15 protein-coding genes are annotated in these 12,837 nt (G+C 72.5%); 6 read left to right on the plus strand and 9 right to left on the minus strand.

Annotated features, from left to right (window positions below):
• The first annotated feature begins 287 nt into the window (after positions 1–287).
• On the plus strand, positions 288–2,093 hold the full coding sequence (locus HTZ77_RS25185; protein WP_175592124.1) for a sugar transferase: 1,806 nt from the start codon (positions 288–290) through the stop codon (positions 2,091–2,093).
• On the opposite strand, the gene HTZ77_RS25190 is transcribed toward HTZ77_RS25185, so the two are convergent.
• On the minus strand, positions 2,090–3,085 hold the full coding sequence (locus tag HTZ77_RS25190) for an ArsR/SmtB family transcription factor (protein WP_175592125.1): 996 nt from the start codon (positions 3,083–3,085) through the stop codon (positions 2,090–2,092). The two genes, HTZ77_RS25185 and HTZ77_RS25190, sit on opposite strands and share 4 nt — an antisense overlap.
• Positions 3,086–3,140: 55 nt before the next feature.
• On the opposite strand from HTZ77_RS25190, the gene HTZ77_RS25195 reads away from it, so the two are divergent.
• Positions 3,141–4,427, plus strand: a complete 1,287-nt coding sequence (locus HTZ77_RS25195; RefSeq protein ID WP_205303375.1) for an MFS transporter — start codon at positions 3,141–3,143, stop codon at positions 4,425–4,427.
• Positions 4,428–4,436: 9 nt separating this feature from the next.
• On the opposite strand, the gene HTZ77_RS25200 is transcribed toward HTZ77_RS25195, so the two are convergent.
• The 4 genes from HTZ77_RS25200 to HTZ77_RS25215 are packed head-to-tail and all read right to left on the minus strand — an operon-like array spanning position 4,437 to position 6,673.
• Positions 4,437–5,012 carry a TetR/AcrR family transcriptional regulator gene (locus HTZ77_RS25200; protein WP_175592126.1) on the minus strand — a complete coding sequence of 192 codons (576 nt, stop codon included), beginning with the start codon at positions 5,010–5,012 and terminating at the stop codon, positions 4,437–4,439.
• A complete protein-coding gene (locus tag HTZ77_RS25205) occupies positions 5,009–5,596 on the minus strand; it encodes a sugar O-acetyltransferase (protein WP_175592127.1) in 588 nt (195 codons plus the stop codon). The genes HTZ77_RS25200 and HTZ77_RS25205 overlap by 4 nt, the downstream gene beginning before the upstream one ends.
• A 49-nt stretch (positions 5,597–5,645) precedes the next feature.
• Positions 5,646–6,338: a cation transporter gene (locus HTZ77_RS25210; protein WP_175592128.1), complete on the minus strand. Its 693-nt coding sequence runs from the start codon at positions 6,336–6,338 to the stop codon at positions 5,646–5,648.
• Positions 6,338–6,673 carry an ArsR/SmtB family transcription factor gene (locus HTZ77_RS25215; RefSeq protein WP_175592129.1) on the minus strand — a complete coding sequence of 112 codons (336 nt, stop codon included), beginning with the start codon at positions 6,671–6,673 and terminating at the stop codon, positions 6,338–6,340. The genes HTZ77_RS25210 and HTZ77_RS25215 overlap by 1 nt, the downstream gene beginning before the upstream one ends.
• A 119-nt stretch (positions 6,674–6,792) precedes the next feature.
• Between HTZ77_RS25215 and HTZ77_RS25220 the strand changes: the two genes are divergently transcribed.
• Positions 6,793–7,149, plus strand: coding sequence for a BlaI/MecI/CopY family transcriptional regulator (locus HTZ77_RS25220; RefSeq protein WP_175592130.1), 357 nt, complete (start codon positions 6,793–6,795; stop codon positions 7,147–7,149).
• Between the two features lie 117 nt (positions 7,150–7,266).
• Here HTZ77_RS25220 and HTZ77_RS25225 read toward each other — a convergent pair whose 3' ends face one another.
• Positions 7,267–7,821, minus strand: a complete 555-nt coding sequence (locus HTZ77_RS25225) for a TetR/AcrR family transcriptional regulator (RefSeq protein WP_205303377.1) — start codon at positions 7,819–7,821, stop codon at positions 7,267–7,269.
• A 115-nt stretch (positions 7,822–7,936) separates the two neighbouring features.
• Between HTZ77_RS25225 and HTZ77_RS25230 the strand changes: the two genes are divergently transcribed.
• A complete protein-coding gene (locus HTZ77_RS25230; RefSeq protein ID WP_175592132.1) occupies positions 7,937–8,584 on the plus strand; it encodes a class I SAM-dependent methyltransferase in 648 nt (215 codons plus the stop codon).
• Here HTZ77_RS25230 and HTZ77_RS25235 read toward each other — a convergent pair.
• Complete coding sequence (locus HTZ77_RS25235) at positions 8,560–8,829, minus strand: thioredoxin domain-containing protein (RefSeq protein ID WP_205303379.1); 270 nt, start codon at positions 8,827–8,829, stop codon at positions 8,560–8,562. The genes HTZ77_RS25230 and HTZ77_RS25235 overlap by 25 nt on opposite strands.
• Positions 8,830–9,043: 214 nt before the next feature.
• Here HTZ77_RS25235 and HTZ77_RS25240 point away from each other — a divergent pair, with 214 nt between their 5' ends.
• A complete protein-coding gene (locus HTZ77_RS25240; RefSeq protein WP_205303381.1) occupies positions 9,044–9,418 on the plus strand; it encodes a BlaI/MecI/CopY family transcriptional regulator in 375 nt (124 codons plus the stop codon).
• Positions 9,415–10,362: a M56 family metallopeptidase gene (locus HTZ77_RS25245; RefSeq protein ID WP_175592133.1), complete on the plus strand. Its 948-nt coding sequence runs from the start codon at positions 9,415–9,417 to the stop codon at positions 10,360–10,362. The genes HTZ77_RS25240 and HTZ77_RS25245 overlap by 4 nt, the downstream gene beginning before the upstream one ends.
• 366 nt (positions 10,363–10,728) lie before the next feature.
• Here the strand turns inward: HTZ77_RS25245 and HTZ77_RS47620 are convergent, their stop codons facing one another.
• A complete protein-coding gene (locus HTZ77_RS47620; protein ID WP_268960100.1) occupies positions 10,729–10,860 on the minus strand; it encodes a hypothetical protein in 132 nt (43 codons plus the stop codon).
• 164 nt (positions 10,861–11,024) lie between these two features.
• Entirely contained in the window at positions 11,025–12,806 is a 1,782-nt protein-coding gene (locus HTZ77_RS25250) for an ABC transporter ATP-binding protein (RefSeq protein ID WP_175592134.1), read from the minus strand.
• Between the last annotated feature and the right edge of the window lie 31 nt (positions 12,807–12,837).

Here is a 12,837-nt window from a genome sequence, read left to right on the forward strand (position 1 = left end):
CAGTCACAGGCCGGACGTCATCAGCAGCCCTGACCAACCCTAGTAGTCCTCTCCGCCTGCTCGGATTGCCCCACCGGCGCCCACGCCCGACTGCGCGGCGGTGGGTGATCCGTTAGAGTCGCCGGAGCGTCGGCTGGGAATCATGGGGTTGAGGAGACATCGCCGCGAACGATCTGTCGCCTGCAGGGGCGGCGCTGTTCACCCCGGAGACCTGGGTCAGCGCGGGGAAAGGCGTCCGGGAGGCCGCTGACGACCTGGCCCGGGGCGCGGATGCGTTCTGCCGGGCGATGAATGAGCGGCCGTTCGGTCAGGATGATCTGGGCCGGGCGCTGTTGGAGGGCCATCCCGAGGCCGGCCTGCCCGGGTTCGCCCGGCTGCGTGACGACCTGCTGGCGGATCTGGTCGTGGCGGTGAACCTGTTACGCCGGATGGCGGCCGGATTGGTCGTCGCCGGGGACACGTACGCCGAAGCCGGGGCGGCGAGCGCCGGGATCCCGTACGTGGGATCGCGCCCGACATGGCTGACGGATCCGGAGGAGTACAAGCCGGAGCCGGGTCCGAGCGGCCTGCCGACGACCACGCCGCCACCTGACTTCGTGAGCCAGGCGATCTGGTTCCTCGAGACGGTGGGATGCGGCTCCGCGTGGCCGGATGCCGATCTCGACGGTGTGAGGCGGCTGCGCGAGGCCGCGACGGCGCTGGGACGCGTGGTCGGCGACGTCCGGGAGCAGGTCGCCGGACAGACCGGGCGGGTGACCGGGGCCGGGTTCGGGCCGGCCACGGTCGCGTTCGGACAGGCCGCGCGGACGGTGCACGGCGACAAGGGGCATCTGGCGGACCTACGGCGGCGGTGCGGGCATCTCGCCCACTGCGGCCAGGTCGCCCATGACGCGATCGTCAAGGCCAGGTGGCGATTCGTGGCGTCCGCCGGGTTCGTGCTGACCCTGATGCTCCTCGCCAAGCTGCTGGCCCCCCGGCTCGGCCCGCTCCTCGACGTCGTGGTGAGAAGGCTTCTCCGGGTGGAGGGCCTGGCCCTGCGGATCATCCTGCTGATCATCCGGCAGGCCGCGCTGGGGGCGATGTTCTCCGGCGGACTGAGCGCGATCGATCAGTTGTTCGCCACAGGTGACATCGATGCGGCGCGGCTGGTCCGGGATCTGGGTCACGGAGCGCTCGCCGGCGGTCTGATGGCCGGTGCGCACGCCGCGCTGCCCGTGCTTCTCCGCCGCGGCGGACCCGCGCTCACCGGCCTGGCCGAGGCCATGGAGTCGGCCACCTGGGAGCGGGCGTTCTCCCGGATCCTGGTCGGCGGGGCGGTGAGCACGACCGTGCTGGCGACCGCGGGATGGGCCGGCGGCGCCGGCTGGAACGTGAAGCACGCCGCCGAGCTGGGGTTCGGCATGGCCGTCCTCAGCACCGGCGCGGCACTCGCCTCCCGAACCTGGCCCGTCCCCCGCTATGCGAGCCTGACGGGCAGAGCCTGGAAGCAGAGTCCGGCCAAGCGGTGGCATGACGTCAAGTGGGCCGCGGGGATTCTCCTGATCACCGCTCCCGCGGTCTCCGCCTTCGCGCTCGCCAAGTTCGTCGAGGACGGAAGGAATCCCTTCTTCCTGCAGAAACGGGTGGGCCAGTTCGGCCGCCCGTTCGACATGGCCAAGGGCCGTTCGATGAGGACGACCGCCGGCAAGGACAGCAGCTCCGGCGGATCGGACTCGCGGCGTACGGCGGTCGGCAGGCTTTGGGCGAAGACCAGCCTCGATGAGTTCGTCCAACTGGCCTACAACGTCCTCTACAAGGGGGAGATGTCGGTCATCAACGACCGACCGCTCCTGGCTGCCACCAGGCAGGAGACCAGGCAAGCCCTCGGCCCCCTCCTGGGTCCGCGCTGGGACGAAGCGGATCTGGCGGGAAAACCCGGGCTGTTCGGCCCGTTCCCCAACAAGATCGTCGAGCTCGGTCTCCAGCCGAAGACCGTCGCGTTCGACGTTCAGCGTGGCTTCACGGGCATCTGGCATGACAGAACCGCGAGCCTGCGTTCGGACCGCAATGTCCTCTGGGAGTTCATTTCCACGTACGTGAAGCGCATTTCCTAGCCTCGACCCGCCCCGCCCATGATGAGGGCGTCGCCGAGCTCCGAACGCAGATACAGGACCGAGCGGCCGTGGCGTGCGCTGGTGAGCAGGCCGACGTCGCGCAGAGCCCGCAGGTGCTGGTTGACGGCCGAGGCGGTGACGCCGAGGCGGCCGGCGAGCTCCGTCGACGACGCCGGCGTCTCCAGCGCCGTGAGCAGGCCCGCGCGCGTCGCGCCGAGCAGCTCGGTGAGCGCCGCGGGGGAACGGCGGGGCTCCGCCTGCCAGAGCGTTCCGGCGCCGCGTGTGCCGTACATGATCAGAGGTGGCTCGTCCGGTGAGATCGGGGCGGTCACGCCCCTGCCGAAGAGCGTCGGCACCAGCGTGAGCCCCTCCCCGCCGGTGGACCGGCGATAGCCGGCGTTGCTGACCAGGCGGACGTGTACGACGCCCCCGTCCAGGTGGAGCCGCTCGTGGAGGTCGGCGAACATCGCCGCCAGGCCGTGCGCGGAGATGACCTGTCCGCGGTGGATGATGTCGGCCTGCAGGACCGTCCGCATCCGCGGCCACCACGGCGCGAAGCAGGTGCGCCAGTACGTCCGCAGCGCCTCCGTGATGCGCGTGCGAACGGTCGCCGGGTCGCCCCGCAACGGTGCGGGCAGCCGCCCGGGATGGAGGGCGCGCAGGTCGGCGAGCATGCGTTCCAGGGGGACGCGCGCGACGGCGGCGAGTTCGTCGTCGATGCGGGTGAGGGGAGCGTGCGGCCGGGGTGTCAGATAGTCGGGCGACCACAGCGCGTCGTTCGTGAGGGCGTGCAGCACGGGCAGGTCGAGCCCGGACCGGACGTGCTCCGTGCGCCGCAGCCAGGGCAGGTGCACGGGATAGCGGCCGGGGTCCCGGAACGTGCGCAGCGACAGGGTGAGCTCGTTGATCGGTGAGACGGCGAAACGCACGTCGGCGACGTCCATCCCGGCGAGCTCGTACGCGATGACCCCACCGCTCCGGACAGCGACCATGTAGCCATACGCTACATCATTGGTGTGCGGTGCCCGGGTGCGGGAGAAACGGGGCGTGATCCGAACCTTCTTCCCCGAGGACCGTGTCGGCCGCTCGCTGACTCTCAGCACGATGGCGTTCGCGCTGTCCAGCGGCGTCTTCTACACCGTCAGCACGCTGTACTTCACGCTGGTCGTCGGACTCGGCGCGACGAAGGTGGGCCTGGGGCTGGGCATCGCGGGCGGCGCCGGTGTGCTGGCCTCGTACGCGTCAGGGTGGCTGGCCGACCGGGTGGGCGCGCATCGCGTCCTGCCGGCGGCGACGGCCCTCAACGGCCTGGCGATGCTCGCCTACCCGCTCGCTTCGGACGTCGTCGTGTTCACCCTGGTCGCCTGCCTGGCCGCGGTGATGCGCTCGGCGAGCGGCACGTCGAAGCAGGCGATGCTGGCACGGTGGTACACCGGCCCGGAACGGGTGACGGTCCGGGCGCGGATGCGCGTGGTCACCAACGTCTTCATCGGTCTGGGCACCCTGGCCGCCGCCGCGGCGCTCCTCACGGGCACCGCCGTGGCGTACCGGTACGCGATGATCACCTCCGGGGTCCTGCTGCTGGCGGCCGCGGTGCCGCTGGCACGGCTCGGCTCCCGGGTGCCGGAGCTGCCGGCCCGGATGGTCGCCTCGGCGGAGGGCCGGGCGGCCGACAGCCCCGCCGGAGGGTCGTCACCCCTCAAGGACCGCACGTATCTGGCGAGCGTGGCGTGCAACGCCGTCGTGGCCGTGCAGTTCGGCCTGCTGACGGTCGGCGTCCCGCTCTGGGTCGCCTCCACCAGCGCCCCCACCGCCATCGTGTCCGTGCTGCTCGTCCTCAACACCGTGGTCGTGGCCGTGCTCCAGGTGCGGGTCTCGCGTGGCGTCCACGACGTGCGCCGCGCCGGGATCGCCGTCCGGCGAGCGTCGTGGCTGCTGGCGCTCGCGTGCGGGCTGTACGCGCTGGCGGGCCACGGAAGCGTGATCGTCGCCTGCGTGCTGCTTCTCCTGGCGGGGCTCGCCCACGCCTTCGGCGAGATCCTGGGGGAGGCGGGCGGCTGGGGCATGGCCTTCGAACTGGCCGACCAGCGCAACGCGGGCGCCTACCAGGGCCTCAGCCAGACCGGCTACGCGATCGCCGCCATGCTCTCACCGGTGCTCGTCACCTCCACCGCCATCGAACACGGAACCGTGGGCTGGCTCGCGCTGGCCGCGCTGTTCGTCGCCGGCGGCACCGGCGCGGCGGCAGTCGCCCGCAGGCACCGCCCCAGGGCGACGTCCGTCCCGGACGCACCCGTGAGTTCGAGGTCGACGTCTTCGCACCAGCCCGGCTGAGGCGACGGGTCAGCGCAGGAACCGGTGGACGGCGTGCCGGATCTGCTCGGGCGTCATCGGGTCGGTCGACAACGCGCTGTGCAGCACGAGCCCTTCGATGAGCGCGTCGAGCTCCCGGGCGGTGGTGGCGTCGAAGTGGAGCTCCAGCGCCTGGCGGCTGCGCGCCATCCAGGCCTGGGTGACGGTCCTCAGGGCCGGGTTGCGCGCTGCGGCCACGTACAGCTCCACGCTCAGGACGAGGTCGTGCCTAGAGCCGAGCAGGTCGTCGGCCACCAGCGTGATGACAGCATCGACGGCGGCCTCCCGGTCCCGGGCGGCACGCAGCCGCTTCTCGAAGACGCGGGCCACCGAGTCGGCGTGCCGGGTGAACGCCTCGGCGAGCACCTCGTCCAGGGACGCGAAGTGGTAGGTCATCGAGCCCAGCGGCACGTCCGCGGCGCGGGCGATCTCCCGGTGCGTCGTCCCGGCGACGCCGCGTTCGGCGATGACCGTGAGCGCGGCGTCGATCAGCCGCTCCCGTCGCCCGGGGTCGTGCCGGCGAGGCCGCCGGGGTACGGGCGGCCGCGGCGCGGTGGGGCCGCTCATGCCGGGCCCGGCTCGATCGTGCGGATCACGCGGGCGGGGTTGCCCACCGCGACGACGTTCGCGGGGAGATCCCGGGTGACCACCGCGCCGGCGCCGACGACGGTGTTCTCCCCGATCGTGATCCCGGCCAGGACGATCGCTCCGCTGCCCAGCCATACGTTGCCGCCGATGGTGATCGGCTTCGCGGCCTCCCACTTCGCCCGGCGCAGCTCCGGGTCGACCGGGTGTGTCGGCGTCATGAGCTGCACGTTGGACCCGATCTGCACGTCGTCGCCGATGGTGATCGGCGCCACGTCCAACGCGACGAGACCGAAGTTGGCGAAGGACCGGGCACCGATGCGGATGTGGCTGCCGTAGTCCACCCTCAGCGGAGGCCGGATCTCCGTGCCCTCGCCGACCGCGCCGAGCAACTCGGTGAGCAGCCGGCGCCGCTCGTGCGGATCGCGAGCCGGCGTCGCGTTGAACGCCTCCATCAGGTCCGCCGCCCGCAGCATGTGCTCGGCCAGCTCAGGATCGTCGGCGATGTACAGGTCACCGGCCAGCATCCGCTCGCGCATGGAGCGGTCATCAGAGTCCGACAGCATACGTACGAGCGTACATATCTCTGGTCGGAACGCGAACCGGCACGGCCGATCAGCGCGCCTCTTCGGGACCCGTACAGCAGGTGCTGTCTGTGGAGGCGTGGTCGGCGCCGGCGGTGGGCACGGCGCAGCAGGCGTCGCCGCGCCAGGCCTCGCGGCCCTCCTTGACCGCCACGGCGGCGATGACCAGGGCGGCGATCGGGTCGGCCCACGACCAGCCGAACAGGCTGTTGAGCGCCAGGCCCGCCAGCAGCACCGCTGACAGGTAGGTGCACAGCAGGGTCTGCTTGGAGTCGGCCACCGCGGAGGCGGAGCCGAGCTCGCGCCCGGCGCGGCGTTGCGCGTACGACAGGAACGGCATGACCGCCAGGCTCAGGGCGGCCAGGACCAGGCCGGGGGTGGAGTGCTCGGCCTCGCCGACGCCGAGCAGGGCGCGTACGGCGTCGAAGGTGACGTAGGCGGCCAGCGCGAAGAACGAGATCGCGATGACGCGCAGGGCGGTCCGTTCACGGCGCTCGTGGTCGGCGGCGGAGAACTGCCAGGCCACCGCGGCGGCAGAGGCGACCTCGACCACGGAGTCGAGCCCGAAGCCGATCAGCGCGGCGGAGGAGGCGACGCTTCCGGCGGTGAGGGCCACCACGGCCTCGACCACGTTGTAGGTGATCGTGGCGGCCACCAGGAGCCGGATGCGGCGCTTGAGGGCGGCGCGCCGGGAGGGGCCGGGGCCGAGGGTGATGGCGTCCATCAGCAGCACCCCTTGCCGGCGGCGTCGGGACAGGTGGCGTCGGCGGCGACGGCGACCACCGCGGAGCGCAGGTCGTCCAGCGCGTGCCCGAGGCGGGGGTCGGCGAGCTCGTAGCGGGTGCGGCGGCCGACCGGAACGGCGACCACCAGGCCGCAGTCGCGCAGGCAGGCCAGGTGGTTGGACAGCCGGGTGCGGGAGATTCCGAGCGATTCGGCGAGGTCGGCGGGGTGGGCGGGGGCCTCGCGCAACGCGAGCAGGATCCGGCACCGGATCGGGTCGGCCAGCGCCCGGCCGAACCGGGCGAGGACCTCGACCTCGGAGGCGATCGTCAGCATGCGACCTCACGATACATGAAGTCCTGAATTCAGGGAATCCTGGATCGTCATCTCGGTGCGGGCCCCCGGAGCTGTAACGTTGGGCGTGGGTGACGCGACGGTGCGATGGAGGGCCGGCAGTGCGGCTGGGCAACCTGGAGCGGGCGACCATGGAAGCCCTCTGGGAGCATCCCGAGGGGATGTTCGCCCATCACCTCGCGGCGGGCCTGCCGTCTCAGCCGGCCACGACCACGGTGCTGACCGTCCTGGTGCGGCTCACCCGCAAGGGCATGGTCTCCAGGAAGAGGGTGGGGCGGGCGCACCTGTACGAGGCCGCCGTGGACAAGGACGTGATCGTCGCGGAGGCCATGCGGGCCGCCCTGGACGCGGCGGGCGATCTCGAGGCGGCGGTGCGGCGGTTCGTCGGGACGGTCTCTCCTGAGGTGGCCGCGGCCCTTCGGGAGGCGCTCGACGAGCGGGACGGATCCGCGTCGTGATTGCCTGGCTGCCCGCAGCGCGGGCCGCTCGCCGTCCTCCTCGCCCCCTGCTGTGCGTCACGATCCGGAGGGCGTGAGCCGGTCCGTTCCCCGGCACGACCGACCACGACCGAGCGGTCACGGCCGAGGCAGCACGGCGCGCACCCCGGGCTCGACGGCCGCGCGGAAGGCGGCGTCCAGCTCGGCGGGCGAGGCGGTGGTCTCGCCGTCCACCCACGCCCGCAGCAGCCCCATGAACGCGCCCACCACGCACACCACCAGCAGGTCGAGCGCGGCCGACGCCCGCGCGCCCGCGGCGAGGAGCTCGTCCCTGACGAGATCGGCGATCAGTCGCTCCCCGTGCGCGTGCACCGGACCGCCGCCGCGCCGCCCCAGCAGCGCCCGCACCAGCCGCTCCTGCTCGCGCACGTGCTCCAGCATCGGCAGGCTGAACGCGAACAGCCTGCCCGGCCCGCCGGCGGGCGCGGGACGCAGGAACGCGAGCTCGTCCAGGTTGCTGAGCAGCACGTCCTGCTTGTCGGTGAAATGGGCGTAGAAGGTGGACCGGCCCACGTCGGCGCGGGCGATGAGGTCGGTGACGGTCACCGCCTCGTAGCCCTTCTCCAGGATCAGCGCCACCAGCGCTTCCCGGATCATGCGCCGTGTGCGCCGCACCCGCCGGTCTCCGGACACTTTCGCGCTCCCTGTTCGGTACGGCACAGCACGGCCGATCTGGTCGTTGACCCTCCCACAGTATGAACGCATCATTCGTAACCGAACAGGTTGTTCGGAATCGGGAGGTCATGCCATGGGGCTGGGGAAGCTGCTGCACCACCATGAGGAGCACGCCGACGCGGGCGGGACGATCGACCACCCCCGGGCCTACGAGGTCCTCGCCTCGATCGGGTTCCTCGGCGGCCGTCGCGCCGCCTTCACGCGCCTGGCCGCCGCGGCCGGGCCACGCGCCGGGGACCGCGTCCTGGACGTCGGCTGCGGCACCGGCTACCTGAGCCGCGTCCTCGCCCCGGTCGTCACGGCCGACGGCCACGTCACCGGCCTTGACCCCTCACCCGCGATGATCGAGTACGCCGCCCGGCGCGCCCCGGCCAACTGCACCTACGTCGTGGGCGTGGGGGAGGACCCGCCGTTCCCGGACGGCTCCTTCGACCTGGTCGTCTCCAGCCTGGCCGTGCATCACATGCCCGTCGAGGCGCGGCCCGAAGCGGTGCGGCAGATGTTCCGGGTGCTGCGGCCGGGCGGGCGGCTGCTCGTCGCCGAGTTCCGTCCGCCGGCCAACCGCCTGGCCCGGCATCTCGTCGGCGCGCTGTCCGGCCCCGCCATGCGGCACGACCTCCGTGACCTGCTCGGCTCACTGGTCCCGGACGCCGGATTCGAGGTGGAGTCCGAGGGGGAGCTGCCGGGTCTGCTGTCCTACGTCCGCGCCACCCGGCCGTAGGACCTGCCGACGTCCCGCGCGCTCGGCGTTGAAGTGGCCGGCGATCGGGAAGTGGCGGGCCACGAACGTGACCTTGCCGCGTACCCCTTGCGCAGGTGCTCCACCACGGGGAAGCAGGCCCTGCACGCCTCGCACTCGAAGTCGAGGAACTCCACCAGGGTCACCTTGCCGTCCGGCGCCGACCGCAGGCGGTGGCTGTCGGCGCGCACCGGTCGCGACTCGCCGGCCGCGACGGTCGTCCGCACGCATCGCATCGATCTTCGCCCGCCGAGCCTCGGCCGGGTCCTGCCGCTGTGACACCTGCACCCCTCATCATCGGCCGGGGCGGGGACTCGGGCACGCCGGGGTGGGAGGGATAGATTGGCCTATGGGGCTTAGGTGCAGTGCCGGCGCGGGCCGGGGGGTGACCGCGAGGCGTGGCATGGGCGCGAAGGGGTGTCGCCGAGAGTCGAGGGGGGCATGGTGCGCGGGTTCGGTGAGCTGGAGGCCGCGATCATGGAGGTCGTGTGGGCGGCCGACGCGCCGCTGCCGGTGCGGGAGGTGACGAACCGGCTGCGTCCGGGCCGGGAGCCGGCCTTCACCACCGTGCAGACGGTGATGGACATCCTGTACCGCAAGGGCTGGGTAGACCGCGAGCTGCAGGGGCGCGGCTACCGCTACTGGGCCAAGGCGGGCCGGGAGGACTACGTGGCCGGCCTGATGGCCAGCGCCCTGCAGGCCAGTCCCGACCGCGCCGCCGCGCTGGCGCGCTTCGTGGAGGGGATGGACCAGGCCGAGATCGACGAGCTGCGGGCCGCGCTGGCGGCCGCCCGGGCCGACGAGCCGCCGCCATGACCGCCGCGATCCTGCTGGCCGTCTACGTGGTCGTGCTGGCCGGGATGGGGCCGGGGGTGCTGCGGCGGGTCTCGTGGGTGGAGCGAGCGCCGCGGCTGGGCATCATGGCCTGGCGGTCGCTGACGGCCGCGGTGGTCGGCGCGGTGATGGCGGCCGGGGTGGCGGTGGTGCTGCCCGCCAGCCCGTGGGGGGCCGATCTGGCCCATGGGCTGCACGCGTGCCCGGTGATGTTGCGTGACGCCTACGCCATCCCGCCGGGCATGCCGGCCGTCATCGCCTCTGTCGCGGCCGCCCTGCTGGCCTGCGCGGCGGTCATGGCGCGGCTGATCCACGGCGTCGGCGCGGAACTGGTCCGGGACCGGCGCGAGCGGCGACGGCACCTGGCCGTGCTGCGCATGGTCGCACACCGCGACGAGCGGCTCGGCGTCCTGGTGATCGACCACGACGCGGCCATCGCCTACTGCCTGCCCGGCCGTGCCGGCCCCATCGTGCTGAGCACGTCGGCGCTGGCCGCCCTGGACGATCGGCGGCTGGCGGCGGTGCTCGCCCACGAACGGGCACACCTTCGCAGCCACCACCACCAGTTCACCGCCGTCGCCCGAGGGCTCAGGCGTGCGTTCCCGTTCGTCGCCCTGTTCGCCACCGCCGAACAGGAGATCGACCGGTTGACCGAACTGGCCGCCGACGACGCCGCCGTCCGCGTGTCCGACCGGCTGACGGTCGCCGACGCCCTGCTCACTCTGGCCCTCGACCACAGCACGCCGACACCCGCGGTGGCGGCCGCCGGCCGTCGCACCGGCCAACGGGTACGCCGGCTGCTGGCGCGCACGCCACCGCTGCGCGCGATCGCCTCGCTGACCATCGGGGTGCTGGCCCGGGCGGCGATCGCGGCGCCCCTCGCCGTCGCGGCCCTGCCGGCCCTGTTGGTCATCATCCTGGATTGATGCACTATGTGCTGATCAGGCGGCTATGAACTAAGATGGTTAGGCGTAACCAAGGTGCTTGGCGTGCGTTCGGGGGAAGCGCCAGATGCCCAGGGCACGAGCTGACCAGGTTCAGCGCGACCTGACGCCGGCGCACGCACACAACCGCCGCGGCGGCGGCACTGTCTGAGACCCGTAGTCGGACCCGCCGCCGCGGTGCTCGTCCCGACGGGACGCGGTCATGGCCCCGCGCTCGCCCCCCGCGAGCGCTCGGCCGCCCACCGTCGGCAGCGGCATGACAGAGGCCTCCGGGCTCTCCCTCGAGGGCTCGGAGGCCCATCTGCTGTGTTCGTCGACTCTGCGACTAGGGCTTCTGGCGGGGTCGGTCTACCACCACCAGCCGCCTCCGCCGCCCCAGCCGCCGCCCCACCAGCGGCGGCCGCAGCCGCCGCCCCACCAGCGGCGACGGCGCCACCATGGGTTCTGCTGGAAGCCGACCTGAGACACATACCTAGCCATGATTCCTCCCCCGTGGGCTAGGCAACCCAAATTCGAACATTACTCTCATTCGGGGACAAATGGTGATGTCTGTGCGCATCTATGACACTCAGCGTTCCGACTTCTTCCTCCGCGATGATCCGCGCTTGACGAACGCGGGAAGCGCCGAGCGCGGATGACAGGGGCTATGCGGCGCCGGTCTGAGCGCGGACCATCCGCGCGTACCACCCGTGCCGGTCGCCGAGCAGGTCGAGGCGATCTCCGTGTTCCGCCACCCGGCCCTGGTCCAGGGCCACGACGGTGTCGAAGGACTCGAGCACGCCGAACCTGTGGGTGATCATCACCGTCGTCCGTCCCGCCCGCTCGGCCAGGATCGCCTCGACGACCTCCAGCTCGGTCATCGGGTCGAGCGCGGACGTGGCCTCGTCGAGGACCAGCACTGACGCGCCGGCCAGGAGCGCGCGAGCCAGGGCGATGCGCTGCCGCTCGCCGCCGGACAGCAGCGCCCCCCGCTCTCCCACCAGCGAGTCGTAGCCGTCCGGGAGTGCCATGATCCGCTCGTGGACGTGGGTGAGCCGGCAGGCGCGCACGAGATCGTCCGCGGTGGCGTCGGGGGCGGCGTATCGGAGGTTGTCGGCGATCGACCCCTGGAAGAGGAAGGGCTCCTGCGTGGCGATGCAGACCCGCCCGGGCGACGGACGGCCGATCGTCGCCCCGTCGATGCGGACCGACCCCTCGGTGGGCGTGTGCAGGCCGGCGAGCAGGTGGCCGAGTGTCGTCTTGCCCGAGCCGCTCGGGCCGACGACCAGCGTGGTGGATCCGGCCGGGAGGGTGAGGCTCACGCCGTCCAACGCGGGACGGTCCCGCTCCCCTGCGGCGTACCGGAACGTGGCCTCACGGACGGCGAGCGCGCCGGGCCCGGGGACGGGATCCGGCCGTGGATCAGGCCCGGGCTCCAGCTCGGGCGCGGGCTCCATGTCGAGGTAGTCGAAGACCCGCTCGAAGGCTCCCTGGGCGGAGCGGAACTCGGTGGAGATGTGCAGGAGTTGCCACAGGGGCTGGTAGAGCCTGGCCTGCAGCACGGTGAAGGCGACCAGCGTGCCCGGGGTGATCCCGTCGGACAGTCCCGCCGCCACGAACACCAGATAGGGGGTCAGCACGAAGAAGACGTGTCCCGCGCTCAGCACCCCCTGGGCCACCAGTCCGGAGCGTACGCCGAGCCGGATCAGCCGCCGGCTTTCCGCGGCGAACCGGCCGGCCTCGTCCGCGCTTCTGCCGTGGACCCTGGCCAGGATGACGGCGCCCAGGCACAGCCGCTCAGCCACGATGGCCGACAGTTGCGCGCGAGAGTGCTGGCTCACCTCCGACAGGTTCTTGAGCGCTCGCCCGGAGCGGGAGGCCACCCAGACGACGATCGGCGTGAGAACCAGGGCGGCGCCCGCGAGCGGGGGTGAAAGCGCCACCATCGCGCCGGCGGCGGCCACGAATCCGATGACGCCGGACAGCGTGCTGGGCAGCGTGTCCTTGACGGCGTGCTCGATCTGAGTGGTGTCGTTGGCCAGCCGCGACTGGATCTCGCCGCCTCGTGTCGCGGCGAAGAAGGCCAGCGACATGCGCTGGAGGCGGCCGAACAGCTCCACGCGCAGCGCGTGCACCACCTGCTGCGCGACGCGGGCCGACACCCACGTCTGGCCGAGGTCCACGACGCCCACCACGCAGGCGGTGGCCAGCGCCAGGCCGGCGATCAGCGCGAGAAGCGGCAGGTCGGGGCCGCCCGCACCGAACAGCGCCCGGTCGAAGACCAGTTGGGTCAGCAACGGGACGGCGGCGTTCAGCGCGGAGTAGGCCACGACGAGCAGGACGACGACGCAGATGGCGAGCCGGTGCGGCATGAACAGCCGCACGACCCTGCGCCAGGTTCCGGACGCGGGAGGCTTCTCCGGAGCGAAGAGGGGACGATCGTGCACGGGCCGGGCCTGTCCTTGTCTGCTGTCGAAC

The sequence above is a fragment of the Nonomuraea montanisoli genome (genome assembly GCF_013363975.1).
GTDB classification, from domain to species: Bacteria; Actinomycetota; Actinomycetes; order Streptosporangiales; family Streptosporangiaceae; genus Nonomuraea; species Nonomuraea montanisoli.

Coding starts and splice junctions, on each gene's coding strand:
- HTZ77_RS25200 (WP_175592126.1), bottom strand. CDS start 5,012: ATGAGCGGCCCCACCGCGCCGCGGCCGCCCGTACCCCGGCGGCCTCGC.
- HTZ77_RS25205 (WP_175592127.1), bottom strand. CDS start 5,596: ATGCTGTCGGACTCTGATGACCGCTCCATGCGCGAGCGGATGCTGGCC.
- HTZ77_RS25215 (WP_175592129.1), bottom strand. CDS start 6,673: ATGCTGACGATCGCCTCCGAGGTCGAGGTCCTCGCCCGGTTCGGCCGG.
- HTZ77_RS25190 (WP_175592125.1), bottom strand. CDS start 3,085: ATGGTCGCTGTCCGGAGCGGTGGGGTCATCGCGTACGAGCTCGCCGGG.
- HTZ77_RS25230 (WP_175592132.1), top strand. CDS start 7,937: ATGGGGCTGGGGAAGCTGCTGCACCACCATGAGGAGCACGCCGACGCG.
- HTZ77_RS25240 (WP_205303381.1), top strand. CDS start 9,044: ATGGTGCGCGGGTTCGGTGAGCTGGAGGCCGCGATCATGGAGGTCGTG.
- HTZ77_RS25245 (WP_175592133.1), top strand. CDS start 9,415: ATGACCGCCGCGATCCTGCTGGCCGTCTACGTGGTCGTGCTGGCCGGG.
- HTZ77_RS25210 (WP_175592128.1), bottom strand. CDS start 6,338: ATGGACGCCATCACCCTCGGCCCCGGCCCCTCCCGGCGCGCCGCCCTC.
- HTZ77_RS25185 (WP_175592124.1), top strand. CDS start 288: ATGAATGAGCGGCCGTTCGGTCAGGATGATCTGGGCCGGGCGCTGTTG.
- HTZ77_RS47620 (WP_268960100.1), bottom strand. CDS start 10,860: ATGGCTAGGTATGTGTCTCAGGTCGGCTTCCAGCAGAACCCATGGTGG.